At 71.7% G+C, this 24,530-nt stretch carries 22 protein-coding genes and 1 pseudogene; 5 read left to right on the top strand and 18 right to left on the bottom strand.

Annotation, left to right across the window (positions count from 1 at the left end; translation table 11 throughout):
- Positions 1–141: 141 nt before the first annotated feature.
- Positions 142–1,311: a PQQ-dependent sugar dehydrogenase gene (locus QIS99_RS07900; RefSeq protein WP_282511831.1), complete on the top strand. Its 1,170-nt coding sequence runs from the start codon at positions 142–144 to the stop codon at positions 1,309–1,311.
- A gap of 38 nt (positions 1,312–1,349) precedes the next feature.
- On the opposite strand, the gene QIS99_RS07895 is transcribed toward QIS99_RS07900, so the two are convergent.
- The 12 genes from QIS99_RS07895 to QIS99_RS07840 all read right to left on the bottom strand — a co-directional run bounded on the left by QIS99_RS07895 (position 1,350) and on the right by QIS99_RS07840 (position 17,338).
- Complete coding sequence (locus QIS99_RS07895; RefSeq protein WP_282511829.1) at positions 1,350–1,979, bottom strand: hypothetical protein; 630 nt, start codon at positions 1,977–1,979, stop codon at positions 1,350–1,352.
- Between the two features lie 35 nt (positions 1,980–2,014).
- Positions 2,015–4,327 (bottom strand): MMPL family transporter, encoded by a 2,313-nt coding sequence (locus QIS99_RS07890; RefSeq protein WP_282511827.1) that lies wholly within the window; start codon positions 4,325–4,327, stop codon positions 2,015–2,017.
- 181 nt (positions 4,328–4,508) lie between these two features.
- A complete protein-coding gene (locus QIS99_RS07885) occupies positions 4,509–6,608 on the bottom strand; it encodes a phosphocholine-specific phospholipase C (protein ID WP_282511825.1) in 2,100 nt (699 codons plus the stop codon).
- Positions 6,609–6,790: 182 nt separating this feature from the next.
- Positions 6,791–8,302 carry an Asp-tRNA(Asn)/Glu-tRNA(Gln) amidotransferase subunit GatB gene (gene gatB, locus QIS99_RS07880; RefSeq protein WP_282511823.1) on the bottom strand — a complete coding sequence of 504 codons (1,512 nt, stop codon included), beginning with the start codon at positions 8,300–8,302 and terminating at the stop codon, positions 6,791–6,793.
- A gap of 16 nt (positions 8,303–8,318) precedes the next feature.
- The gene (locus QIS99_RS07875) at positions 8,319–8,552 is read right to left on the bottom strand and encodes a hypothetical protein (RefSeq protein WP_282511984.1); all 234 of its coding nucleotides are present in this window, start codon (positions 8,550–8,552) and stop codon (positions 8,319–8,321) included.
- 5 nt (positions 8,553–8,557) lie between these two features.
- Positions 8,558–10,051, bottom strand: coding sequence for an Asp-tRNA(Asn)/Glu-tRNA(Gln) amidotransferase subunit GatA (gene gatA, locus QIS99_RS07870; protein WP_282511821.1), 1,494 nt, complete (start codon positions 10,049–10,051; stop codon positions 8,558–8,560).
- Between the two features lie 6 nt (positions 10,052–10,057).
- A complete protein-coding gene (gatC, locus tag QIS99_RS07865) occupies positions 10,058–10,354 on the bottom strand; it encodes an Asp-tRNA(Asn)/Glu-tRNA(Gln) amidotransferase subunit GatC (protein ID WP_282511819.1) in 297 nt (98 codons plus the stop codon).
- A 139-nt stretch (positions 10,355–10,493) separates the two neighbouring features.
- On the bottom strand, positions 10,494–12,611 hold the full coding sequence (locus QIS99_RS07860) for a putative bifunctional diguanylate cyclase/phosphodiesterase (RefSeq protein ID WP_282511817.1): 2,118 nt from the start codon (positions 12,609–12,611) through the stop codon (positions 10,494–10,496).
- Between the two features lie 250 nt (positions 12,612–12,861).
- Entirely contained in the window at positions 12,862–15,063 is a 2,202-nt protein-coding gene (gene ligA / locus QIS99_RS07855) for an NAD-dependent DNA ligase LigA (protein WP_282511815.1), read from the bottom strand.
- 22 nt (positions 15,064–15,085) lie between these two features.
- Positions 15,086–16,081 carry a methionine synthase gene (locus QIS99_RS07850; RefSeq protein WP_282511813.1) on the bottom strand — a complete coding sequence of 332 codons (996 nt, stop codon included), beginning with the start codon at positions 16,079–16,081 and terminating at the stop codon, positions 15,086–15,088.
- On the bottom strand, positions 16,078–16,776 hold the full coding sequence (locus QIS99_RS07845; RefSeq protein WP_282511811.1) for an SDR family oxidoreductase: 699 nt from the start codon (positions 16,774–16,776) through the stop codon (positions 16,078–16,080). The genes QIS99_RS07850 and QIS99_RS07845 overlap by 4 nt, the downstream gene beginning before the upstream one ends.
- 16 nt (positions 16,777–16,792) lie before the next feature.
- Positions 16,793–17,338 (bottom strand): LOG family protein, encoded by a 546-nt coding sequence (locus tag QIS99_RS07840; protein WP_282511809.1) that lies wholly within the window; start codon positions 17,336–17,338, stop codon positions 16,793–16,795.
- A 173-nt stretch (positions 17,339–17,511) separates the two neighbouring features.
- Between QIS99_RS07840 and QIS99_RS07835 the strand changes: the two genes are divergently transcribed.
- The gene (locus QIS99_RS07835; RefSeq protein WP_282511808.1) at positions 17,512–17,841 is read left to right on the top strand and encodes a DUF427 domain-containing protein; all 330 of its coding nucleotides are present in this window, start codon (positions 17,512–17,514) and stop codon (positions 17,839–17,841) included.
- Positions 17,842–17,850: 9 nt separating this feature from the next.
- Here QIS99_RS07835 and mnmA read toward each other — a convergent pair whose 3' ends face one another.
- Positions 17,851–18,981 (bottom strand): tRNA 2-thiouridine(34) synthase MnmA, encoded by a 1,131-nt coding sequence (gene mnmA / locus QIS99_RS07830; RefSeq protein ID WP_282511807.1) that lies wholly within the window; start codon positions 18,979–18,981, stop codon positions 17,851–17,853.
- Between the two features lie 86 nt (positions 18,982–19,067).
- On the opposite strand from mnmA, the gene QIS99_RS07825 reads away from it, so the two are divergent.
- Positions 19,068–19,811, top strand: coding sequence for an N-acetylmuramoyl-L-alanine amidase (locus tag QIS99_RS07825; protein ID WP_408909501.1), 744 nt, complete (start codon positions 19,068–19,070; stop codon positions 19,809–19,811).
- Here the strand turns inward: QIS99_RS07825 and QIS99_RS07820 are convergent.
- On the bottom strand, positions 19,804–20,988 hold the full coding sequence (locus QIS99_RS07820) for a cysteine desulfurase family protein (RefSeq protein WP_282511806.1): 1,185 nt from the start codon (positions 20,986–20,988) through the stop codon (positions 19,804–19,806). The genes QIS99_RS07825 and QIS99_RS07820 overlap by 8 nt on opposite strands.
- Positions 20,989–21,100: 112 nt before the next feature.
- Here QIS99_RS07820 and QIS99_RS07815 point away from each other — a divergent pair, with 112 nt between their 5' ends.
- Positions 21,101–21,976 carry an alpha/beta fold hydrolase gene (locus QIS99_RS07815; RefSeq protein ID WP_282511805.1) on the top strand — a complete coding sequence of 292 codons (876 nt, stop codon included), beginning with the start codon at positions 21,101–21,103 and terminating at the stop codon, positions 21,974–21,976.
- Positions 21,977–22,023: 47 nt separating this feature from the next.
- Here the strand turns inward: QIS99_RS07815 and QIS99_RS07810 are convergent, their stop codons facing one another.
- Positions 22,024–22,305: a DUF4190 domain-containing protein gene (locus QIS99_RS07810; protein WP_408909500.1), complete on the bottom strand. Its 282-nt coding sequence runs from the start codon at positions 22,303–22,305 to the stop codon at positions 22,024–22,026.
- Positions 22,306–22,310: 5 nt separating this feature from the next.
- A complete protein-coding gene (locus QIS99_RS07805) occupies positions 22,311–22,469 on the bottom strand; it encodes a hypothetical protein (protein WP_282511804.1) in 159 nt (52 codons plus the stop codon).
- A gap of 167 nt (positions 22,470–22,636) precedes the next feature.
- Between QIS99_RS07805 and QIS99_RS07800 the strand changes: the two genes are divergently transcribed.
- Complete coding sequence (locus QIS99_RS07800; protein ID WP_282511802.1) at positions 22,637–23,293, top strand: TetR family transcriptional regulator; 657 nt, start codon at positions 22,637–22,639, stop codon at positions 23,291–23,293.
- Positions 23,294–23,393: 100 nt separating this feature from the next.
- Here the strand turns inward: QIS99_RS07800 and QIS99_RS07795 are convergent.
- A pseudogene (locus QIS99_RS07795) lies at positions 23,394–23,558 on the bottom strand (HTH domain-containing protein); the annotation flags it as partial.
- Between the two features lie 36 nt (positions 23,559–23,594).
- Positions 23,595–24,518: a thioesterase family protein gene (locus QIS99_RS07790; RefSeq protein ID WP_282511801.1), complete on the bottom strand. Its 924-nt coding sequence runs from the start codon at positions 24,516–24,518 to the stop codon at positions 23,595–23,597.
- Positions 24,519–24,530: the final 12 nt, after the last annotated feature.

Below are 24,530 nucleotides of genomic sequence, written 5' to 3'. Positions count from 1 at the left end.
GGGTGGGGGCGGTGAGCCGGGGCCGGTCAGGCGCGGCGCTCACGGGTCGGGCTGCGGCGGTCGCCGTACGTGATTCCTGTTGCGGGGAACTCCGGCGGCTGCTGCGGTGTATGAACAGGTGAAGCAGTCACCGTCGAAGGGATGCCCGCCGTGCAACGACCAGCTGCGGCAGCCGCGTTGGCCCTCTCCGCCCTGCTCCTGGCCGGGTGTTCCGGCGGCGCGGACGGGTCGGGCGACGGCCCGGAGGCGAGCCCCGGCGGCACCTCCTCGCCCTCCGCCCCGTCGAGCGGGGCCGCCGACGACTCCGTACCGCCCGACAAGGGCGAGGTGAAGGTCGTCGGCACGCTCACCGAGAACCTGAAGTCCCCGTGGGGTCTCGCGGAGCTGCCGGGCGGCGACCTGCTCGTGTCGTCGCGGGACGAGGGCACGATCACCCGCATCGACGGCAAGACCGGCGAGAAGACCGAGGTGGGCTCCGTACCCGGCGTCGCCCCCGGCGGCGAGGGCGGCCTGATGGGCCTCGCGCTCTCGCCCGACCACGCCTCGGACCACCTGGTGTACGCGTACTTCACCACCGCCTCCGACAACCGCATCGCCCGCATGCTGTACGACGAGAAGAAGCCCGCCGGCGAGCAGCTGGGCGCCCCCGACACCGTGCTGCGGGGCATCCCGAAGGGCTCGATCCACAACGGCGGCCGGATCGCCTTCGGCCCGGACAAGATGCTGTACGCGGGCACGGGCGAGACCGGCGACACCGGCCTCGCGCAGGACAAGGAGTCCCTCGGCGGCAAGATCCTTCGGATGACACCGGACGGCCGCCCGGCGCCGGGCAACCCGGAGGCCGACTCGCTGGTGTACTCGTACGGCCACCGCAATGTGCAGGGACTCGCCTGGGACGGGCAACAGCGGCTGTGGGCGGCCGAGTTCGGGCAGGACACCTGGGACGAGCTGAACCTGATCAAGCCCGGCGGGAACTACGGCTGGCCCGAGGTCGAGGGCAAGGGCGAGGACCCGGCGTACGTGAACCCGGTCACCCAGTGGCGGACCGACGTGGCCTCCCCCAGCGGCATCGCCTGGGCCGAGGGCTCGATCTGGATGGCGGGCCTGAGGGGCGAACGCCTCTGGCGCATCCCCCTCGACGGCACGAAGACCGCGGCGGCCCCGCAGGCGTTCCTGACGGAGAAGTACGGGCGGCTGCGCACGGTCGTCGCGGCGGGCGGGGCGAAGCTGTGGCTGGTGACGAGCGAGACGGACACCCGGGGCGAACCGGAGGAGGGCGACGACCGGGTGCTGCGCCTTGAGGTGAAGTAGTGAAGCAGGGGGCGCCGTCACGGCGGCTTGGCGAGGGCTCAGGGCGCGGACGGGAGGCCGAGGATCAGGTCCGTGTACTTGGCGACGGCCAGCAGCAGTCCGACCACACCGAGGCCAACCCCCGCCCAGGCCACCGACTTGATCCACGGCGCCTGCACCCGGCCGGGCCGGCCGAACGCGGGACGCGCGAGCACGCCGACCCCGATCACCACCGCGAGCAGCGCGAAGGCGCCGCCGATCAACGCGGTGAGGTGCCACTGGTCGCCGTACAGGGCCTGGATCTGGTCGGCGACTCCGGCGGTCCGGGCCGTCTCCAGCTGGCCGACGAGGTTGGAGCGGGCGGCGGCCACCGTGCCGACCCAGCTGCCGGTCAGGGACACGACACCGAGCCCGGCGGCGACCACGGCCGCGGCGCCCTGGCCGACGCCGTAGGACGGGTCCTGCGGTGCGGGGTCGGTGGAGTCGTCGTCCAGGTCGGTCTCGGGCTCGTCGGACGGTACGGCTCCGTCGGCCGCGTGGGCTGCGTCGGCCGCGTCCGGCTCGGCCTCTGCTACTTCCTTGGCGTCCACCGACGTGTCCACCGACGTGTCCACCGACTTTTCCCCAGCCGCGTCCGTCGCCGTGTCTCCCGGCGTCGCCGCTGCCGCTGTCTTCGTCTCTGTGCTCATTTCGCGCACGCTAGGTGCCGCGTCTGAGAGGTTTCTTAACGCGCCGGAGCGCCGTCCTCGGCCTCCGCGCGTGGTGCCGGTATGGCCGCCGCCGTACCGCACTCCGGCGGCTCGATGCTGATACGCGGGAGCCAGCGGTCGAGCCGGCGCGGCAGCCACCAGTTGGCGCCGCCGAGCAGGTGCATGAGGGCCGGTACGAGCAGCGTGCGCAGCACGAACGCGTCGAGCGCGACGGCCGCCGCGAGGGCGATGCCGAACATCGCGATGACCCGGTCGCCGCTGAGCACGAAGGCCAGGAAGACCGAAATCATGATCACGGCGGCGGAGTTGATCACCCGGCTGGTCTCGGCGAGCCCGACCCGGACCGCGCGCCGGTTGTCGCCGGTCTCCAGCCACTCCTCGTACATCCGGCTGACCAGGAACACCTGGTAGTCCATGGAGAGCCCGAAGAGCACCGAGACCATGATCACCGGGAGGAACGGCTCGATCGGCCCGGCCCGGCCGAGCCCGAGGAGCTCGCTGCCCCAGCCCCACTGGAAGACCGCGACGACCACGCCGAAGGCCCCGGCGACCGCGGCCACGTTCATCGCGGCGGCCTTCAGCGGGATACCGACGGACCGGAACGCGAGCAGGAGCAGCAGACAGCCGAGCCCGATCACCACGCCCACGAAGAGCGGCAGCTTGCCGACGATGACGTCGGCGAAGTCGTCGTAACCCGCCGTGACGCCGCCCACATGGACGTCGAGCGCGGCGCCCGACTCGGCCCGCGCCTTTGGCAGCACCTCGCCGCGCAGCCGGTCGACGAGGTCGCTGGTGGCCTCGGACTGCGGCGCGGAGTCCGGTACGACGGTGAGGAAGCCGACCTCGCCGCGCTCGTCGTACGTCACCGGGGTGACCGTCGTGACGCCCTCGGTGCCGCGCAGCGTGGCGGGCAGCTGGTCCAGGGCGACCTTGTCCTCGGCGTCGTGGATCTCCGCGACCAGGGTGAGCGGACCGTTCACGCCGGGCCCGAAACCGGAACCCACGGAACCGGAACCCCCGGAACCGGAACCCACAGAACCGGAACCCACGGAACCGGAATCTCCGGAACCGTTCCCGCCGCCCGTGGCGGGGTCGCCCGCGAGCAGGTCGTACGCCTGCCGGGTCGTCGAGGAGACCGGGTTGTTGCCCTGGTCGGAGGTGCCGAGGCGGAGGGAGAGCGTGGGCAGGGCGAGGACGGCGATCACGACGAGCGCGAGGGCGCCCAGCAGCTTCGGGTGCTTCTCGACGAACGCGGACCAGCGGGCGGCGAGCCCGGTCGGCAGTTCGGGCTGCGGCCCGTGCTCGGCGAGGGCGCGGCGCTCGCGGCGGGACAACGCGCGCGTGCCGATGAAGGACAGCAGTGCGGGCAGCAGTGTCACGGAAGCGGCCACGGTCAGCACGACCGTGAGCGAGGCCGCGATCGCGACGCCGTTGAGGAAGTTGAGGCGCAGGATGAGCATGCCGAGCAGGGCGATGCACACGGTGGCGCCCGCGAAGGCGACCGCGCGCCCTGTGGTGGCGACGGCGTTCTGCGCGGCCTCGGCGACGGAGAGGCCGCGTTTGAGGCCGCGGCGGTGCCTGGTCACGATGAACAGCGCGTAGTCGATGCCGACGCCGAGGCCGATGAGCAGGCCCAGCATCGGCGCGAAGTCGGCGACCGTCATGACGTGGCCGAGCAGCACGGTGCCCGCGTACGCGATGCCGACGCTGACCAGGGCTGTCGCTATCGGCAGCAGGCTCGCGGCGAGCGATCCGAACGCGATGAGCAGCACGACGGCGGCGACGGCGACGCCCACGGCCTCCGCGAGGTGCCCGCCTGGCGCCTCGGTGAGGCCGACGGCGCCCCCGCCGAGCGCCACCTTCAGGTCACCGGAATCGACCGCACGCGCGGTGTCGACGACCGCCTGGGCCTGTCCTGGCTCGACCTCGTGGAGGGGCCCGTCGAAGGTCACGGTGGCGTACGCGGTGTGCCCGTCGCGGCTGATCTGCCCGGCGCCGTCGGCGTGGTACGGGCTGACGACGGAGGCGACGCCGGGCAGTCGCGCGATCTCGTCGAGGGTCCGGGTCATCGTCTGCTGGACGCCGGCCGCGTCCACGGTGCCCTCGTCCGTGTGCCAGACGACGGTGTTGCTGTCCCCCGCGAGGTCGGGGAAGCCGGACTCCAGGAGCTCGGTGGCGCGGCCCGACTCGGTGCCGGGGACGTCGTAGTCGTTGGAGTACGCGGTTCCGGCGAAGGACGCGGCGGCGCCGACGCCGACGAGGACGAACAGCCACAGCAGTACGGCTACGAGGCGGCGCTTGACGCACCACCGAGCAAGTGCTGCCACTGAGCTGCTCCCTGGATGTTCAGTAGATCTTCATCGGGAACAGCCCGGCAAAGAACACTCACCCGATACATATCCGACATCGGGCTCTACAGGGAGCACTCTGACACCAAGACGAGATCATTTGCCCCTTTCGTGGCCATCCTCACAGGCGAGAACGGCCACGAGAGGGAGCGGCGGCGCGTCAGCCGGACACGCTGTCCCGGCCGTTCTCGATGTGCCCCATCAGCCGCCGCCGGAACGGCCCGTCGCCCGCGGCCACGATCTCCAGGTCGTACCAGCCGTGCGCCTCGTCCGCCTCGTACGCGACGCTGCGGCTCTTTCCGGGCCGTACGCGGACGGTGCGCGGCGCGGTCTCGGTGTACGCGAGCGGCCGCACCGTGAAGGTCAGGTCCGCGGTGCCGGTGTTGCGCAGCGTGAGGCGAACGGCACGCGCGCGTGCGTCGATTTCCGTGCTCACCGCGGCGGTCCCGTCCGCACTGCCGGCGAACTCGCGGCGGAAGCCGTTGGGCCCGGTCACCGTGAAGTCGTACGCACCGTCGGTAAGGGGCACCCGCAAGGGTGCGGCGCCCCTTACATCGACGTGCTGCGGCACCTCGTACTCCCCCGCGTACGGGTAGAGCGCGAAGTGGGCGCTGGAGCGGCCGGTGTTCGTCAGGCGCAGCTCGACCTGCTTGCCGTCGCCGCTGAGCGTGCCGTGCGCGTCCGGCTGGTACGGCAGCGCGCGGGCGGGTCGGCGGCCCGGCTCCTGGCGCGGCATCTCCTGGTCCCCCGGCGGCTCGGGGCGCCAGCGGCCGGAGAAGGGCGGTACGGGTCCGGGCTGTTCGACGTCCGGCTGGGGGCGGCCGCGCGTGAAGTCGAAGGCGCCGGTGAGGTCGCCGGTGACCTGCCGCCGCCAGGTGCCGATGTTGGGCTCCTCGATGCCCGTCCACCGCTCCAGGAAGCGGATCACGGAGGTGTGGTCGAAGACCTCGGACGTGACGTGCCCGCCGACCGTCCACGGCGACACCACCAGCATCGGCACCCGCATCCCGAGCCCGGTGGGCTGTCCCTGCCAGTGCTCCTCGGTCACGTCGGCGGGCGGCACGGGCGGCGGGACGTGGTCGAAGAAGCCGTCGTTCTCGTCGTAGTTGATGAACACGGCGGTGTGCCGCCACACCTCGGGGTGCGAGCCGAGGGCGTCGAGGATCTTGTAGACGAGCGTGGCGCTGTGGATCGGCGAGGACGAGCCGGGGTGCTCGGAGTCGAGCGCGGACGGCACCAGGTAGGACACCTCGGGCAGCTCGCCCGCGGCGACGTCACGGCGGAACTCCTCGGCGAGCGTGCCCGTCGGCACCCGGCGCAGGGCCCGCTCGAACAGCGAACGCTCCCCCGCGTCAAGGGACTTCACGCCCTCGTCGAGAGTGGCGAGCAGCTTCTCCCGCTCGGCCTCGTCGGCGGCCTCGCGGACCTTCGCGTAAAACGCCTCCATATAGGTGTGCTCGGTCTTCGCCAGGACCTTGCGGGCGATGGCCTTGAAGGTGGTGAAGAACTCGATCTGGTTGTCGGTGAAGTTCTCCCACTCGGTGTACGTGCGCCAGCTGCGCCCCGCCTTCTCCAGGCGCTCGGCGTACGTGCCCCAGTCGTAGCCGGGGTGCGTGCCCTCCGCGTAGGCGTCGTTGCCGACCGCGCGGTCGCCGTTCGCCTCGTTGCCGGTCTTGCCGCTCCACAGGTGGTTGCGGTTGGGGCTGGTGGAGGAGTGGATGGAGGAGTGGTAGGCGTCGCAGAGGGTGAAGGTGTCCGCGAGCTCGTACTGCAGCGGAATGTCCTCGCGCGTGTAGTACGCCATCGTCGCCGCCGACTTGGCGGTGATCCAGTTGTCCATCCAGCCCTTGTTCCAGGCCTTCGCACCGCCGGACCAGGAGTGGTCGAGGTCACCGATGTACTGCAGGTCCTTCTGCTGCGCCTCGGCCGCCGCCCGTACCGGGAAGGGCAGCACGGTCCGGCCCAGCGGCGCGGGCTGCTCGAACACCGGCTTGCCGCCGGGGAGCCGGACCGCGTTGCGGTCGCCGAAGCCGCGTACGCCGCGCAGGGTGCCGAAGTAGTGGTCGAAGGAACGGTTCTCCTGCATGAGGATCACCACGTGCTTGACGGCCTTCAGGCCTCCGGCGGGCGGCTCGGCGGCCAGTGCGGCCTGCAGCGAGGGCGGAAGCAGCGAGCCCGCCGTGGCGGCACCGAGCGCGCCGCCGCCGAGAGCGAGCAGCCGCCGCCGCGAAAGCCCTGCGCCTGAAGTGTCCGTGGTCAAGTGATCCTCCCGAGTTCGGTGTGCCGCTCGGGAAGCTATGCAGCAGGGATGGATGAGGGAAGACGTACGGCCGACTCGGCGGTGAACGGTCCAAGCACCGGGGGCGGTTGTCCAAACCACCGCCAACGCCGAGGGCGGGACCGGAAGTTCCGGTCCCGCCCTCGGCGCGTACGAAATCGGGGTCAGCCCTCGACGCCCAGCTTCTCCAGGATCAGCTCCTTGACGCGGGCCGCGTCGGCCTGGCCGCGGGTGGCCTTCATGACCGCGCCGACCAGGGCACCGGCCGCAGCCACCTTGCCGCCGCGGATCTTGTCCGCGATGGCCTGGTTTCCGGCGATGGCCTCCTCGACGGCGGCGGTCAGCGCGCCCTCGTCGGAGACGACCTTCAGGCCGCGCTTCTCGACGACGGTGTCCGGGTCGCCCTCGCCCGCGAGCACGCCCTCGATGACCTGACGCGCCAGCTTGTCGTTCAGGTCACCGGCCGCGACGAGTGCGGCGACCCGGGCGACCTGCGCCGGGGTGATCGCCAGCTCGTCGAGCGCCTTGCCCTGCTCGTTGGCGCTACGGGCCAGCTCGCCCATCCACCACTTGCGGGCCTGGTCCGCCGGGGCGCCCGCGTCGATCGTGGCGACGATCGGGTCGACCGCACCGGCGTTGAGCATCGACTGCATGTCGTGCTCGGTGACGCCCCACTCCTCGCGCAGCCGGTTGCGGCGCACGCGCGGCATCTCGGGCAGCGCGGCCCGCAGCTCCTCGACCCACTCTCGGGCCGGGGCGACGGGGACGAGGTCGGGCTCCGGGAAGTACCGGTAGTCCTCGGCGTTGTCCTTGATGCGGCCCGAGGTGGTCGAGCCGTCGTCCTCGTGGAAGTGCCGGGTCTCCTGCACGATCGTGCCGCCGGTGGAGAGCACCGCCGCGTGCCGCTGGATCTCGAAGCGCGCCGCCCGCTCCACGGAGCGCAGCGAGTTGACGTTCTTCGTCTCGGAGCGGGTGCCGAACTCCTTGGTGCCGTTGGGCCGCAGGGAGAGGTTCACGTCGCAGCGCATCTGGCCCTGGTCCATGCGCGCCTCGGAGACGCCCAGGGACTTGATGACCTCGCGCAGCTCGGCGACGTACGCCTTGGCGACCTCGGGGGCCCGCTCGCCCGCGCCCTCGATGGGCTTGGTGACGATCTCGATGAGCGGGATGCCCGCGCGGTTGTAGTCGAGCAGGGAGTGGGACGCGCCGTGGATACGGCCGGTGGCGCCGCCGACGTGTGTCGACTTGCCGGTGTCCTCCTCCATGTGGGCGCGCTCGATCTCCACGCGGAAGACCTCGCCGTCCTCCAGCTGGACGTCCAGATAGCCGTCGAAGGCGATCGGCTCGTCGTACTGCGAGGTCTGGAAGTTCTTCGGCATGTCCGGATAGAAGTAGTTCTTCCGGGCGAAGCGGCACCACTCGGCGATCTCGCAGTTCAGCGCGAGGCCGATCTTGATCGCGGACTCGACGCCGGTCGCGTTCACGACCGGCAGTGAGCCGGGCAGGCCGAGGCAGGTCGGGCAGGTCTGCGCGTTGGCGTCCGCGCCGAGCGCGGTCGAGCAGCCGCAGAACATCTTCGTCCTGGTGCCGAGTTCGACATGGACCTCCAGGCCCATGACGGGGTCGTACGACGCGAGTGCGTCCTCGTACGACACCAGGTCAGTCGTGACAGTCACGGTGAAACTTTCCCTCTCAGCCCAGCAGGACGTCGTCGTCGCCGAGCCGCTTCAGCTCGCGGTAGAGGATCGCCAGGCCGGTGACGATGGCGGCGGCGGAGACCGCGGCGTCGGCGAGACGCAGCAGGTCGTTGTCCTGGCGGGCCATCTTCGCCTGCTTGGCGACGCTCAGCGCGCCGAAGGCGGTGCTGGCCAGCGAGACGTACACGCCGGTCTTGGACTTCTTGAAGTTCTTGGCCTTCTTTGCCATGGCAGTCACAGCGACGGAGCCTCCTCAAGCAGCGGGTGACCCCACTTTTCCACGAAGGCGGCCTCGACGGCGGCGCCGACCTGGTAAAGCCGGTCGTCCTTCATGGCGGGGGCGATGATCTGCAGTCCCACGGGCAGGCCGTCCTCCGGCGCGAGGCCGCAGGGCAGCGACATGGCGGCGTTGCCCGCCAGGTTCGTCGGCAGCGTGCACACGTCCGCGAGGTACATCGCCATCGGGTCGTCGGCGCGCTCGCCGATCGGGAAGGCGGTGGTCGGCGTGGTCGGCGAGACGATGACGTCAACCTGCTCGAAGGACTTCGCGAAGTCCTGCGTGATGAGCGTGCGGACCTTCTGCGCGGAGCCGTAGTACGCGTCGTAGTAGCCGGAGCTCAGGGCGTACGTGCCGAGGATGACGCGGCGCTTGACCTCGTCGCCGAAGCCGGCCTCGCGGGTGAGCGCGGTGACGTCCTCGGCGGACTTCGTGCCGTCGTCCCCGACGCGCAGGCCGTAGCGCATCGCGTCGAAGCGGGCGAGGTTGGAGGAGCACTCGGACGGCGCGATCAGGTAGTACGCGGCGAGCGCCAGGTCGAAGGACGGGCAGTCCAGCTCGACGATCTCGGCGCCCAGCTCCTTCAGGAGCGCGACCGACTCGTCGAAGCGCTGCACGACACCGGCCTGGTAGCCCTCGCCGCGGAACTGCTTGACGACGCCGACGCGCATCCCGGCGACGGAGCCGTTCCGCGCGGCCTCGACGACCTGCGGGACCGGGGCGTCGATGGAGGTGGAGTCCATCGGGTCGTGCCCGGCGATGGCCTCGTGCAGGAGCGCGGCGTCCAGAACCGTACGGGCACAGGGGCCGCCCTGGTCGAGGGAGCTGGAGAAGGCCACCATGCCGTAGCGGGAGACGCCGCCGTAGGTCGGCTTGACGCCGACGGTGCCGGTGACGGCCGCGGGCTGGCGGATGGAGCCGCCGGTGTCCGTGCCGATGGCGAGCGGGGCCTCGTACGACGCGAGCGCGGCGCTCGAACCGCCGCCGGAGCCGCCGGGGATGCGGGTGAGGTCCCACGGGTTGCCCGTCGGCCCGTACGCGCTGTTCTCCGTCGACGACCCCATGGCGAACTCGTCCATGTTGGTCTTGCCGAGGACGACGACGTCGGCGGCCTTCAGCTTCTTGACCAGCGTCGCGTCGTACGGCGGGAGCCAGCCTTCGAGGATCTTCGAGCCGACGGTCGTCGGGACGCCCTCGGTGGTGAAGATGTCCTTCAGGGCGAGCGGCACTCCGGCCAGCGGGCCGAGCTTTTCGCCCGCCGCGCGCCTGGCGTCGACGGCGCGGGCCTGCGCGAGGGCGCCCTCGCGGTCGATGTGCAGGAAGGCGTGCACCTTCTCGTCGACGGCGTCGATCCGGGCGAGGTGGGCCTCGGTGACCTCGACGGCGGTCAGTTCGCCGGAGGCGATCTTCGCGGCGATCTCGGCCGCGGTGAGCTTGATGATGTCCGTCATGATCGGTTAGTCCTCCCCCAGGATCTGCGGCACCTTGAAACGCTGCTGTTCCTGGGCCGGGGCGCCGGAGAGCGCCTGCTCGGGGGTGAGCGACGGACGGACCTCGTCCGCGCGCATGACATTGGTCAGCGGCAGCGGGTGGGAGGTCGGCGGTACGTCTTGGTCGGCGACCTCGGAGACGCGGGCTACCGCGCCGAGAATGTCGTCGAGCTGGCCGGCGAAGTGGTCGAGCTCTTCGTCCTTCAGCTCCAGACGCGCCAGCCGAGCGAGGTGGGCGACCTCCTCGCGCGTGATGCCAGGCATGCGGATCCTCACTGGGATGAGCGTGATGTGTCTGGCCCAATCCTATGGGGCCCGGGCCCGTGCCCGTGAAACGGTGATGCGGGCCGGGACGCGTCCCCGTGAAACAGCGCCCGGCTCGGGTCCGGTGTCCGCAGGACCGTTACTGCACCACGTGCCCCGAGGGCCGATCCGCTTCCTCCTGGGTGTCGGGGTCGGCCTCGGCCGACAGCTCCGCGGGGCGGCGCCAGCCGCGCGAGCCGCGGGCCCGGAGCCAGGACGTGGTCTCGACGGCGGGCATCGCCGCCGCGACCAGCCAGCCCTGCACCGCGTCACAGCCGAGGTCCCGCAGCCGCTCCCAGGTCTCGTCGTCCTCGACACCCTCCGCGACGACGAGCAGTCCGAGGGAATGGGCGAGGTCGACGGTGCAGCGGACGATCTCCGCGTCCTCGTTGTCGATGGCGAGGCGGGCCACGAAGGAGCGGTCGATCTTCAACTCGCTGACCGGCAGCCGCCGCAGGTGGACGAGCGAGGAGTAGCCGGTACCGAAGTCGTCGAGGGACATCTTCACGCCGTGCCCGGTGAGCCCGGCCAGGGTGTCCGCCGCGCGCTGCGGGTCCTCCAGCAGCACGTGTTCCGTTATCTCCAGCTGGAGCGCGCCCGCCGGTACGCCGTGCCGGGCGAGCCGGGCGGCGACCGCTCCGGCGAAGCCGGGTGTGTGCACGTCACGCGGCGACACGTTCACCGCGACCGGCACCTTCAGGCCCTGCTTGTGCCAGCGCGCGACCTGGGCGAGCGCGGTCTCCAGGACGTACTCCGTCAGGTGCGGCATCAGGCCGGACGACTCGGCGATGGCGATGAACTCGTCCGGCGGGACCTTGCCGCGCTCCGGGTGCACCCAGCGTACGAGTGCCTCCAGGCCGGCGACCTGGCCGTCGAAGCGGACCTTCGGCTGGTAGTGCAGCTCGACCTCGCCCGCGTCGAGGGCGCGCCGCAGGTCGCCCAACAGGCCGAGGCGGTCGGGGGTGTTGGAGTCCCGCTTCGACTCGTACACCTCGACGCCCGTTCTGTCCCGCTTCGCCTGGTACATCGCGACGTCCGCCCGGCGCAGCAACCCCTCGGCGTCCAGGGCGTGGTCGGGGAAGACCGCGAGCCCGGCGCTGGCCTCCAGGACGAGGGTCAGCCCGTCCAGGTCGAGCGGGGAGCTGAGCTCGGCGACCAGGCCGCGGGCGACCCGCTGGGCGCTGGTCGTGGAGTCGCAGGTCGGCAGGAGCACCGCGAACTCGTCGCCGCCGAGCCGCGCGGCCTCCGCACCGCGCGGCAGGGCGTGCCGGAGCCGGTCGGCGATCTGCAGCAGCAGCCGGTCGCCCGCGAGATGACCGAGAGTGTCGTTGACGGAACGGAACCGGTCGAGGTCGATCAGGACGAGGGCGGAACGCGCCCCCATCCGTTCGGCCTCGTCGAGCGCGGTCCAGGTGCGCTCCAACAGCCACTGCCGGTTGGGCAGTCCGGTGAGCGGGTCGCGCAGCTGCTCCTCGGCTCTGGCGCGGGCGATCCACAGCGTGGAGTCGAGGGCGATCAGCGGGACCGCGAAGAGCGGCAGGAGGACCGGCAGGGCGGTGGCGACGACGCAGATCAGCGGGGCGATGCCGAGCAGCGCGACGCCGACCAGGGCCTGGCGGACCACGGCGGTGCGGGCGACGGTCGGCAGGCCCTCGCCGTGCGGCGCGCTCATGTACCACAGGAGCAGGCGGGTCACCAGGAGGTACGCGGCGGCGACCAGGACGATCTCCGGTGCGCTCCAGCCGTTCCAGCTGTCCGGGGTCCAGGGGTTCTCGACGGACGGGGCCTGGCCGAAGGCGGCGAGGACCAGGGCTCCGGCGCCGATGCCGAGGATGTCCACCGCGCCGTGCAGGACGGCCTGGCGCCAGCGGCGTCTGCGGGCGGCGGCGACCAGGACGACGACGGTGAGGCTGACCATGCCCGCGGGCACCCAGCCGTAGAGGAGGAGGACGGCGAGGGTCAGGGCGGCTCCGGAACCGGTGCCGCCCCACCAGCGTTCGCGGCCGAGGAGGACGAGATGGCCCACGATGACGCCGGTCAGGACGGCAAGTGCCCAGCCGACGACGCCGCCGGGGAAGAGTGCGTGCTGATCGGTGAAGGCTCGGACGAACCCCGCTGCCAGGACCACGGCCGCGGTGGCCGCGACCGCGGCCGGCAGCGCGGGCGCAAGGAAGCGGCGCAGCCCTGACACCGGATCGGCGCTTTCGGTCGGTTTCATTCCCGTCCCTCTCACAGCCGTCGGTGCCCACGCCACGCGGCCCTCGTGTTCAGAAGTCACCGCGTCTGAAACCTTTCTCCGGGCTCGCGAGGAGCAGGAGATACCCCATTCGGCAGCGGGGCACGGCAGGCGCACTCCTCAACAGTAGGCCGCAGAAGGCTTCTACGGGCAGCGGTCGACAACGGTTGCCCGAATGCGACCCGGCCACCCGTATGCATCTGGTATGCGCTGAACGGGTGGCCTTCAACCGCTACTCCTCGGCCGAAAGCGCGACGCCGCGAGCGGCGTCGGGCCCCTGCTCCAGGAGCACCGCGAAGCCATCTTCGTTCAGAACCGGGACTTTGACCTGCATGGCCTTGTCATATTTCGAACCCGGATTCTCACCAACCACCACAAAAGACGTCTTCTTGGAGACGGATCCGGTCACCTTGGCTCCAAGACGCTGTAGGGCCTCTTTTGCGCCATCTCGCGTATATGTCTGAAGCGTTCCGGTCACGACGACCGTCAGCCCCTCCAGCGGACGCGGCCCTTCGTCGCCCGCGCCTTCCTCCTCCATGCGGACTCCCGCGGTCCGCCAGCGGTCGAGGATCGCGCGGTGCCAGTCCACCTCGAACCACTGCGTGAGGGAGGCCGCGATGGTCGGCCCGACGCCTTCGACGGCGGCCAGCTCCTCCTCGCTCGCCTGCTGGATCCGGTCCATGGAACGGAACTCGCGGGCCAGGGCCTCGGCGGCGACCGGGCCGACGTGGCGGATCGACAGGCCGGTGATGACGCGCGCGAGCGGGCGGTCCTTGGCCTCCTGGATGTTCTTCAGCATCGCCAGGGTGTTGGCCTTGGCCTCGCCCTTCTGGTTCGCGAAGAACGTGACGACCTTCTCCTCACCGGTCTTCGGGTCCCGCTTGGGCAGACCGGTGTCCTGGTCCAGGACGTACGACTTGATGGGCAGAAGCTCCTCGACGGTGAGGTCGAAGAGGCCGCTCTCGTCCTTCAGCGGCGGCTCGGCGGGCTCCAGGGGCTGGGTGAGGGCGGTGGCGGCGACATAGCCGAAGTTCTCGATGTCCAGGCACTTGCGGCCCGCGAGGTAGAACAGCCGCTCGCGCAACTGGGCCGGGCAGGAGCGGGAGTTGGGGCAGCGCAGGTCGATGTCCCCCTCCTTCATGGGCCGCAGCGGCGTGCCGCACTCGGGGCACTCGGCGGGCATCACGAACTCCCGCTCGCCGCCGTCCCTCAGGTCCGCGACCGGGCCGAGGATCTCCGGGATGACATCGCCGGCCTTGCGCAGCACCACCGTGTCCCCGATGAGGACGCCCTTGGCCTTGACGACCTCCTGGTTGTGCAGCGTCGCGAACTCGACCTCCGAGCCCGCCACCGTCACCGGCTCCACGCACGCGTACGGCGTGACGCGGCCCGTGCGGCCGACGCCTACGCGGATGTCCACCAGCTTGGTGTTGACCTCCTCCGGCGCGTACTTCCAGGCGATCGCCCAGCGGGGCGCACGCGAGGTGGAGCCGAGGCGGCCCTGCAGCGGGATCTCGTCGAGCTTGACGACGACACCGTCGATCTCGTGCATCACGGAGTGGCGGTTCTCGCCGTAGTACGCGATGAACTCGCGGACGCCGTCGATGCCGTCGACCACCTTGTTGTACTGCGCGGTGGGCAGGCCCCATCCGCGCAGCAGCTCATAGGCGTGGCTCAGGCAGTCGATGTCGAGGCCCTCTCGGGCGCCGATGCCGTGCACCACCATGTGCAGCGGACGCGTGGCGGTGATGCGCGGGTCCTTCTGGCGCAGTGAACCCGCCGCCGCGTTGCGGGGGTTGGCGAACGGCTTGTCGCCCTGCTCTACCAGGCGGGCGTTGAGCTCCTCGAACTTCTCCATCGGGAAGAAGACCTCGCCGCGGATCTCCACGAGCTCCGGGATGCGCTCGCCCTTCAGGCGCTCCGGGATGTCCGCGATCGTGCGGACGTTGGGCGTGATGTCCTCGCCGGTGCGGCCGTCCCCGCGCGTGGCGGCGCGGGTGAGCCTGCCGTGCTCGTACGTCAGGTTCACCGCGAGGCCGTCGACCTTCAGCTCGCACAGGAAGTGGTAGTCCCCCGAGCCGACCTCCCTGGCCACGCGGTCGGCCCAGGAGGCGAGTTCCTCGTCGTCGAAGGCGTTGTCCAGGGACAGCATCCGCTCGCGGTGCTCGACCGCGGTGAACTCCGTCTCGTACGACCCCGCGACCTTCTGCGTCGGGGAGTCCGGGGTGCGCAGCTCCGGGTGCCGGTCCTCCAGGGCCTCCAGGGAGCGCAGGAGCTGGTCGAACTCCGCGTCGCTGACGACCGGCTGGTCCTTCACGTAGTACCGGAAGCGGTGTTCCTCGATCTGCTCCGCGAGCTGGGCGTGCTCCTCGCGCGCCTGAGCGGGCACGGAGCTCCCGGTCGAGGCAGTCTGTGCGTCCTTGTCGCCGGCCACCGTCTTCGTCCTCCCGTAACGGTTACTCAGGGTTGTCCGCGAGTGATCTCGCCGCCGTGACACAGTGCGCGAGCGCCTTGCGGGCGTACGCGGGAGAGGCCCCCGCGAGTCCGCAGGACGGCGTGACCACGACCGCGTCCGCGAGCAACCCCGGATTCAGCCCCAGCCTGCGCCACAGCGTCCTGACCCCACTGACGTTACTGGCAGGGTCTGACAATGCGGCGTCGGTGGACGGCACGACGCCCGCGAACAGCTTCGTACCGCCCTCGACGGCCTCTCCGACGGACTCCTCGTCACGTTCGGTGAGGAGGCCGAAGTCGAAGGAGACTCCGGCGACGCCCGCGCGCCGCAGCAGCGCGAACGGCACGTCCGGGGCGCAGGAGTGGACGATCACGGGCACGTCCGCGGCCTCCAGGACCGAGCGGAGCGTGGACTCCACGATCTGCCGGTCCACGGCGCGGTGTGTGCGGTAGCCGCTGGCGGACTTGATCTGCCCGCGCAGCACGGCGGTCAGGGACGGCTCGTCGAGCTGGAGCACCGGCGTGGCGCCGGGCACGCGGCGGCGCACGTCCTCCAGGTGCCGGACCAGGCCCTCGGCCAGCGAGCCCGCGAGGTCGCGGCAGGCACCGGCGTCGGAGAGCGCGGCCTCGCCGTTCTTCAGCTCCAGGGCGGCGGCGAGCGTCCACGGCCCCACCGCCTGCACCTTGAGCGGGCCCTCGTATCCGTGCGCGAACTCCTCCAGGGCGTCCAGGTCCTCGCCGAGCCAGGATCTGGCGCGGCGGGTGTCCATTCCGGGGCGGTCGCCGATGCGCCAGCCGCTGGGCTCCACGCGCGCGTAGACCTCGACCAGGAGGCCCGCCGTACGGCCGATCATGTCGGCGCCGGGTCCGCGCGCGGGCAGCTCCGCCAGGTACGGGAAGTCCTCGAAGGTTCCGGTGACGGATTTCGCGGCCTCGCGGGCGTCGCCGCCGGGCATGGAGCCGACGCCGGTGGCGGGGCCGAAGACGTACTCGCTCATCGGCCGGGCCGCACCGTCAGGTCGTTGACCTCCGCGTCCCGCGGCAGGTCGAGGGCCATCAGGATCGTGGTGGCCACGGACTCCGGGTCGATCCAGCGGTCCGCGTCGTACTCCTTGCCCTCCTGCTGGTGCACCTTGGCCTGCATGGGGCTGGCCGTGCGCCCCGGGTAGACCGTGGTGACGCGCACGCCGTTCGGCTTCTCCTCGGCCCGCAGGGCGTCCGCGAGCGCCTTCAGGCCGTGCTTGGAGGCGGCGTACGCCGACCAGTCGGCGTGGGCGTTCAGGCCGGCGCCGGAGTTCACGAACAGCACCTGGCCCTGGGCGACGCGGAGTTGGGGCAGGAAGTGCCGGGTCAGCTCGGCCGGGGCGATCAGGTTCACCTCCAGCTGGCGGCGCCAGATCTTGGGGGTGAGGTCGCCGATCCGGCCGAGGTCGACGACGCCCGCGATGTGCAGCAGCGAGTCGACCCGGTCGGGCAGGCTCTGGTGCGAGAACGCCCAGGAGAGGCGGTCCGGTTCGGCGAGGTCGCCGACGAGGGTGCGGGCGCCTTCGTACCGCTCGGCGAGTTCCTTGGCGCGGCCGGCGTCGCGCGCGAGGAGGACGAGGTCGTCGCCGCGCGCGTGCAGGCGGCGCGCGACGGCGGCGCCGATGCCGGAGCCCGCTCCGGTGATCACATGGGTAGCCATGCGGGCCATTCTCGCAACAGGCGGATCAGCGGGTGCCCATGGACTCCTCCAGGTACGCCAGGGCGCCGACCGGCTCCTCCGCGAAGAAGACCAGGTCGGTGAGGGGAACGGGCAGGAAGCCCTCGTCCTCCATGCGGCGGAACTGGGTCTTCAGGCCGTCGTAGAACCCCGCCGTGTTCAGCAGGACCACCGGCTTCGTGGTCTTGCCGTGCTTCTTCAGCTCCAGGATCTCGGTGGCCTCGTCGAGCGTGCCGGTGCCGCCGACCATGATCACCACCGCGTCGGCGTGCTCCAGGAGCGCCGCCTTGCGCTCCGCGAGGTCGGCCGTGACCAGCATCCGGTCGGGCTCGGTGACCGGCCGCGCCTTGGCCTGCAGGAACTCCACGGAGACGCCGAAGAGCCGGCCGCCCGACTGCTGCACGCCGTCCGCGACGACCTTCATCAGGCCGACGTCGGAGCCGCCCCACACCAGGGTGTGCCCGGCCTTGCCGAGCAGTTCGGCGAACTCACGGGCGGGGCGCGTGTAGCGGTCGTCGAGGTCGGCCGCGGAGAGGAAGACACAGATGTTCATGCCGTTCACCGTACGGCCCGCCACCGACACTCGGGCCCCCGCCCGCGGCCGGCCAACTGCACGCGCGCGTACGGGGGGATGCGGGAAGATCCGGCACCGCGCGTGTGCTGTACGGGGTGACGTATGCCGCACTCGTACGGAGTGACGCAGACCGCAACTCACGGGAGGCCGCCGTGGCCGAGGGACACGAGATCACCGTCGAGCAGAGCGCTCAGCACGTGCGCGTGGTGCGGGACGGGCAGGTGATCGCCGACAGCACCCGCCCGCTGGTGCTGCGCGAGACCGGCTACCCCGCGCGCTACTACCTGCCGCCGCAGGACGTCCGCACGGAGCTGTTGACGCCCTCGGAGACGCACACGTACTGCCCGTTCAAGGGCACCGCCTCGTACTGGTCGTTGCCGGGGGCGCCGGATCTGGTGTGGGGATATCCGGAGCCGAAGCCTCAAGTGGCCGGGATCAAGGACCACTTGTGCTTCTACGAGGTCGAGGAAGTGACCGGCTGAAACCCGGAACTACACCGCCGCCGTCGTGCGCTCCGTGGTCGCGATCGTCGCCGAGCCCACCACGCGCGTGCCGTCGTACAGCACGATGGCCTGGCCCGGGGCGACGCCGCGGACCGGCTCGGTGAACGTGACGTGCAGCGTGCCGTCGGCCGGCGCCACGCGGACCGGGGTCTCGCCGCCGTGGGCCCGCAGCTGGGCCGTGTACGCGCCGGGGCCGGCCGGGGCGGTGCCGCACCAGCGGGGCTTGATCGCGGTGAGCGCGGTGACGTCGAGCGCCTCGACCGGGCCGACCGTCACCGTGTTGTTCACCGGCGAGATGTCCAGGACGTACCGCGGCTTGCCGTCCGGGGCCGGGGTGCCGATGCGCAGGCCCTTGCGCTGGCCGATGGTGTAGCCGTACGCGCCTTCATGGGTGCCGAGTTTCGTGCCGGACTCGTCGACGATGTCGCCCTCCGCCTTGCCGAGGCGGTTCGCGAGGAAGCCCTGGGTGTCGCCGTCGGCGATGAAGCAGATGTCGTGCGAGTCGGGCTTCTTGGCGACGGCGAGTCCGCGCCGCTCGGCCTCCGCGCGGATCTCGTCCTTGGTGGTCACGGTGTCGCCGAGCGGGAACATGGCGTGCTCCAGCTGCCGGTCGTCCAGGACGCCGAGGACGTACGACTGGTCCTTCGCCATGTCGGACGCGCGGTGCAGTTCGCGGTTGCCGTCGGCGTCCGTGACGACCTGGGCGTAGTGGCCGGTGGCGACGGCGTCGAAGCCGAGGGCGAGGGCCTTGTCGAGGAGGGCGGCGAACTTGATCTTCTCGTTGCAGCGCAGGCACGGGTTGGGCGTGCGGCCCGCCTCGTACTCGGCGACGAAGTCCTCGACCACGTCCTCGCGGAAGCGCTCGGCGAGATCCCACACGTAGAAGGGGATGCCGATGACGTCGGCGGCGCGGCGGGCGTCGCGGGAGTCCTCGATCGTGCAGCAGCCGCGGGCTCCGGTGCGGAAGGACTGCGGGTTGGCCGAGAGGGCCAGGTGCACTCCGGTGACGTCGTGCCCGGCCTCCGCGGCGCGGGCGGCGGCGACGGCTGAGTCGACCCCGCCGGACATGGCGGCGAGGACACGGAGGCGGCGCTGCGGGGCGGCGGGGGTCTCAGTCATAACTCCTCCAGGGTAGTCGGAACCTTCGAGGACCCCTCGCGCGTTTCTACGATCATGGGGCACGGGGGAGCACGGGGAGGTTCAGGGTGGCCGAGGGTCGATCCGGCGAGGAACAGTCCGGCGGCGAGAGGGAGGAACGGTCCCGCGGCGAGCAGCGGCACGCGCGGGCGCGGTCCGGGCGCGGCATCAGCCGGCGCGGGCTGCTGATCGGCGGTGCCGTCACCGTCGGCGCGGGCGCGGCGATGTTCCACGAGGAGCTGGGCCGCCTGTGGTGGCGGGTGCCCGGCATCGACAAGCAGCGCACCAACGGAGAGGTGGACCACACGGGCGCGCAGTGGATCGCGGCCTCCGAGGCGAACCTGCGGTACGCGGACCGGCCCGCGGACTTCACGGTCGACCGCATCGTCGTCCATGTCACGGAGGGCAGCTACGCGACGGCGGTGCGGGTCTTCCGCGATCCGCTGCACGCCGCGGCGGCGCACTACGTGATCCGCGGGAAGGACGGTCATATCGCGCAGATGGCCCGCGAGCTGGACGTGGCGTTCCACGCGGGCAACCGCGAGTACAACGAACGCAGCATCGGCATCGAGCACGAAGGCTTCGTCGACAAGCCGGAGACCCTGACGGACGTGATGTACCGCTCGTCGGCCCGCCTGGCGGCGGACATCTGCGCGCGGTACGGGATCCCGGTGGACCGCAAGCACATCATCGGCCACAACGAGGTGCCGGGCGCCACGCACACCGACCCGGGGCGGCACTGGGACTGGGACAAGTACATGCGCCTTGTGCGGGCCGCCGCGAAGAAGCGCGCCAAGTCAGCGGCTAGCTGAGCCCCGCCGACCGCGCCCGTTCCACCGCCGGGCCGATCGCCTTGGCCACGGCCTCGATGTCGGCTCGGGTCGTCGTGTGGCCGAGGGAGAAGCGCAGCGTGCCGCGGGCCAGGTCCGGGTCGGTGCCGGTGGCGAGGAGGACGTGGCTCGGCTGGGCCACGCCCGCCGTGCACGCCGAGCCGGTGGAGCACTCGATGCCCTGGGCGTCGAGGAGGAGGAGCAGCGAGTCGCCCTCGCAGCCGGGGAACGTGAAGTGCGCGTTGGCGGGCAGCCGGCCGAGGGTGTCCGGGCCTGCCGGGGCCGGGTCGCCGCCCAGGAGCGCGTCCGGTGCGGCGGCGCGCACGGCGGCGATCAGCTCGTCCCGCAGGCCGCCGATCTCCTGCGCGAACCACTCGCGGCGCTCGGCGGCGATCCGCCCGGCCACGGCGAACGCGGCGACGGCGGGCACGTCCAGGGTGCCGGAGCGGACGTGCCGCTCCTGCCCGCCGCCGTGCAGCACGGGCACAGGGCTGTACTCCCGGCCGAGCAGCAGCGCCCCGATGCCGTAAGGGCCGCCGACCTTGTGGCCGCTGACCGTCATCGCGGCGAGCCCGGAGGGGCCGAAGTCGACGGGCAGCTGCCCGAAGGCCTGAACGGCGTCGGCATGCAGCGGAACGTGGAACTCCGCGGCTACGTCGGCGAGTTCACGCACCGGCATGACCGTGCCGATCTCGTTGTTGGCCCACATCACGGTGACGAGGGCGACGTCACCGGGGTTGCGTTCGATCGCGGCCCGCAGCGTCTCGGGATGCACCCGGCCGTACGCGTCCACGGCCAGGTACTCCACGGTCGCGCCCTCGTGCTCGCCGAGCCAGTGCACCGCGTCGAGGACGGCATGGTGTTCGACGGGGCTGGCGAGGACGCGGGTGCGCGCGGGGTCGGCGGCCCGGCGCGCCCAGAACAGGCCCTTCACGGCGAGGTTGTCGGCCTCGGTGCCGCCGGAGGTGAGGACGACTTCGCTGGGGCGGGCGCCGAGCGCGTCGGCCAGGGTCTCGCGGGCCTCCTCGACGGTACGCCTGGCCCGCCGCCCGGCGGCGTGCAGGGACGAGGCGTTGCCGACGACGGTGAGCTGCGCGGTCATCGCCTCGACGGCCTCCGGAAGCATCGGAGTGGTCGCGGCGTGGTCGAGATAGGCCATGGTGCGGTCGATTCTACGAGCCGTACGGAGGGGGCACGGCGGGCGCAGGGGGGCACGACGGGGTCCGGCGGCACCCTGGCGCAGGCTGTCAGCACCAAATAGCCTTACGCTCATGACAGCCAACCGGGTTCTTGACGACGACTGGGCACTCGACGACTGGGCACTCGACGACTGGGCACTCGACCGCACCTTCCGCAGCCCCACCGGCACGGTCCGCTGGGCCGCGCTCGGCGATCCCGCCCTGCCGCCCGTCGTCCTCGGCCACGGCACGCCCTTCTCGTCGTACGTCTGGCGGTCGGTGGCCCGCGCGCTCGCGCCGCGCCACCGGGTGTACGTCTGGGACATGCCGGGCTATGGCGCCTCGGAGATGCGTGCCGGGCAGGACGTGACGCTCGCCGCGCAGGCGCGGGTGCTCGCCGAACTGCTCGGCCACTGGGGCCTGGAGCGCCCGGCCGTCGTCGCGCACGACTTCGGCGGCTGCGTCGCCCTGCGCGCACACCTGCTGCACGGCGCGCGGTACGAGCGGCTCGCCCTGGTCGACCCGGTGGCGCTCGCGCCGTGGGGCTCGCCGGCCTACCGGCTGCTCGGGGCGAACGCCGAGGTGTTCGCGCAGCTCCCGGCGCCGCTGCACGCCGCGCTCGTACGCGAGTACCTGAGCTCGGCGAGCCACCGCGGACTGCATCCGGCGGTGCGCGAGCGGCTCGCGGCGCCGTGGTGCACGCCGCAGGGGCAGGCCGCGTTCTATCGGCAGATCGCGCAGAACGACCAGCGGTTCACGGACGAAATCCAGGGCCGGTACGCGGAGTTGGAGCTTCCGGTGCTGGCCTGCTGGGGCACGGACGACACCTGGATCCCGGTCGCGAAGGGCCATGAGCTGGCGGCGGCGATCCCGGGCGCGGAGCTGCGCCTGATCGAGGGCGCGGGCCACCTCGTACAGGAGGACGCACCCGCGCAGCTGACGGCGGAGCTCGTACGGTTCCTCGGCTGAGACGGCCCTGCGCCGGGAGTCGAGGCGAACACGACGCCCCCTGGGGGTCAGCCGAAGTTCCAGGCCACCGTGCCGTTGGCGGCGGTCAGGGCCGCGAGGACGAGCAGGTCGGCGACGCCCAGGCCGAGGCCGAGGAACGCGCGGCCGCGGCGGGCGGTGCCGCCGCGCAGGGCGAGGCAGGCGAGGACGATGGCGATCGGCCCGAGGACGACGTTCAGGACGAGCAGTCCGGGCAGGCCGAGGACGAAGGACGCGACGGCCATGGAGTCGGGGCGGCGGGTCGCGTCACGCGACGGGCCGGCACGGTCGGCGAGCAGGGAAGAGGTCACGGAACTCACTCCGAACGGCGGCGCGCGAGCTGCTCGCGCACGGCGAAGACGGCCAGCCAGCCCGCGATGACGGCGGCGGCCACGAGGGACACGGAGAACGGGAGTTGGGCGACGGAGCCGAGCAGCACGCCCAACAGCAGCAGTGCGGCGACCAGTGCGATCACGATGCGCCTCGCAGATTCTCAGATTCGCTGATTCTCAGATTCGCTGATTCTCAGATTCGCTGATTCTCAGATTTCTCGGATTTTCAGAGTACGACTGTTCACTGACTCCTGAGTCTAAAGGGTGCGCGAGGTCCCTCGCGACCGAGAACAGTTGTTTACTGAGTTCCATGAGTCACACCCCCGGCGCCCCGGGCCCCCGCCAGGCCCAGAAGTTGCGGACCCGCCAGGCCCTCATGTCCGCGAGCCTGGAACTCCTGGAGCAGCAGAGCCTCAGCAGCCTCGGCCTGCGTGAGGTCGCCCGGGCGGTCGGCATCTCCCCCGCGGGCTTCTACCGCCACTTCTGCGGCATCCCGGAGCTCGGCGTGGCCCTGGTCGAGGAGACCCTGGGCAGCCTGCGCACCCTGATAGCCACGATCCTGGCCGAGACCGGCGACACCGAGCGGCGCATCGCGCACACCGTCGAGCTGATCGCCCGCCATGTCGCCGAGCAGCCCGCCTACTTCCGCTTTCTGGTACGCGAGCGGACCGGCGGAGTGGCCCCGGTGCGCCGGGCCATCGCGACCCAACTCGACCTGTTCTCCGAAGAGTTGACCGAGGTGCTGGCCGCAGAGTCCGAGCTGCGCGGCTGGCAGCCCGAGGACCTGCGCATGCTGGCGGGCATGTACGTGGACCAGATGGTGATGACCGCGGCCGCGCTCCTGGAGGCCGGGCCGGACGACACGGCAGAGACCGCCCGCATCACGCGTACCGCCCGCCGCAGGCTGCGCCTGATCAATGTGGGCAGCGAGCACTGGCTCGACGAGGGTCAGCCGTCGTCCGCGTAGAGCCCGACGACCGACGCCGCCGACCGGCCGCTGTGCCGGTAGCGCACGTCGATGCGGCGGTCGCTGAACACCGCGTCCTGCAGAACCTCCAGGTCGACCGCCGGCCGCGCTCCGCGTACACCGGGACGCCGCTGCCGGAGAGCGCCTCGACGTCGCGGCAGATGGTGCGTACGGAGACTTCGAGGCGCTCGGCGAGTTCAGGCGCCGGGACGCGGCCGTGGGTCTGGAGCAGCAGCAGGATGGCGAGCAGCCGTTCGGACTTCACGCCCTCCAGGATCGCCCACCGACAGGCGTACGGGGATCAGCGGGCCAGGACCGTACGGGCCAACTGGCGGGACTGGGCGACGAGTCGGCCCGCGCTGTCCCAGACCTCGGCGTCCTCCTCCAGGAAGCCGCCGGCCAGGTTGCGGGTGGCGATGGCGACGCGCAGCGGGCCCGGGGCGGGGCGGCAGCGCACGTGCACGGTCAGTTCGACGGTCGGCACCCAGCCGGAGAGGCCCAGCTCGAAGGCGGTCGGCGGGAGGGCGTCCACGGTGAGGAGCAGGGAGAGCGGGTCGGCGTCACGGCCGTCGGCGAGGCCGAACCAGGCGCGCATCTCGCCCTTGCCGGAGGGCGCGCCGAGGGCCCAGCCGAGGGTGGCGGGGTCCAGTTTCAGCCAGAGCCGCTCGGCGATCGCGGTGCTGCCCTGCACGGGGGCGTCGTCGGGCGCGTCCTGCGGGCCGAAGCACTGGTCGACGGGCGGGATGGTCGGCGGCTCGGCCGAGGTGCGGACGTCGTCCGGCAGGGCGTCCAGGTCTCCGTACGAGGCTATGACGCGGATGCGTTCCACCTCGGTGCCGTCTTCCTCGTACTGGAAGAGGGAGGCCTGGCCGGTGGAGAGGGTGCGGCCGGCGCGGACCGTGTCCGTGCGGATCACGGCAGGGCCGGGCTTCGATGCGGTGAGGTAGTGCGCGGAGATGGTGAACGGGTCGGGGTGCGGCAGGGCGTCGGCGAGGGCACGGCCGATGACGGCGAGCAGATAGCCGCCGTTGACGGCGTTGATGATGGTCCAGCCGGCGGAGAGTTCCGTGTCGTAGACGCCGTCCGCGCGGCGCACCACCACGGTGTCGCGGTCGAACTCGCTGTCGCCGACGGCGGCCCGTGCCGTGGACTGCGTCGCGGCCTGTGTCGCGGCCTGCGTCGCGGACTGTGCCGTGGCCTGTGCGGCCTGCGTGCCCTGAGTCATGGCTGCACGGTA

It is taken from the genome of Streptomyces solicavernae, assembly GCF_029968095.1.
Taxonomy (GTDB): domain Bacteria; phylum Actinomycetota; class Actinomycetes; order Streptomycetales; family Streptomycetaceae; genus Streptomyces; species Streptomyces solicavernae.
This window is presented reverse-complemented; position numbering and strand designations above follow the sequence as displayed.

Bases quoted from the DNA above. Each gene is read 5' to 3' on its own strand.
- QIS99_RS07900 (WP_282511831.1), top strand. From the start codon at position 142: ATGCCCGCCGTGCAACGACCAGCTGCGGCAGCCGCGTTGGCCCTCTCC.
- QIS99_RS07895 (WP_282511829.1), bottom strand. From the start codon at position 1,979: ATGAGCACAGAGACGAAGACAGCGGCAGCGGCGACGCCGGGAGACACG.
- QIS99_RS07875 (WP_282511984.1), bottom strand. From the start codon at position 8,552: ATGGCAAAGAAGGCCAAGAACTTCAAGAAGTCCAAGACCGGCGTGTAC.
- gatA (WP_282511821.1), bottom strand. From the start codon at position 10,051: ATGACGGACATCATCAAGCTCACCGCGGCCGAGATCGCCGCGAAGATC.
- gatC (WP_282511819.1), bottom strand. From the start codon at position 10,354: ATGCCTGGCATCACGCGCGAGGAGGTCGCCCACCTCGCTCGGCTGGCG.
- QIS99_RS07860 (WP_282511817.1), bottom strand. From the start codon at position 12,611: ATGAAACCGACCGAAAGCGCCGATCCGGTGTCAGGGCTGCGCCGCTTC.
- QIS99_RS07850 (WP_282511813.1), bottom strand. From the start codon at position 16,081: ATGAGCGAGTACGTCTTCGGCCCCGCCACCGGCGTCGGCTCCATGCCC.
- QIS99_RS07845 (WP_282511811.1), bottom strand. From the start codon at position 16,776: ATGGCCCGCATGGCTACCCATGTGATCACCGGAGCGGGCTCCGGCATC.
- QIS99_RS07840 (WP_282511809.1), bottom strand. From the start codon at position 17,338: ATGAACATCTGTGTCTTCCTCTCCGCGGCCGACCTCGACGACCGCTAC.
- mnmA (WP_282511807.1), bottom strand. From the start codon at position 18,981: ATGACTGAGACCCCCGCCGCCCCGCAGCGCCGCCTCCGTGTCCTCGCC.
- QIS99_RS07820 (WP_282511806.1), bottom strand. From the start codon at position 20,988: ATGGCCTATCTCGACCACGCCGCGACCACTCCGATGCTTCCGGAGGCC.
- QIS99_RS07815 (WP_282511805.1), top strand. From the start codon at position 21,101: ATGACAGCCAACCGGGTTCTTGACGACGACTGGGCACTCGACGACTGG.
- QIS99_RS07800 (WP_282511802.1), top strand. From the start codon at position 22,637: ATGAGTCACACCCCCGGCGCCCCGGGCCCCCGCCAGGCCCAGAAGTTG.
- QIS99_RS07790 (WP_282511801.1), bottom strand. From the start codon at position 24,518: ATGACTCAGGGCACGCAGGCCGCACAGGCCACGGCACAGTCCGCGACG.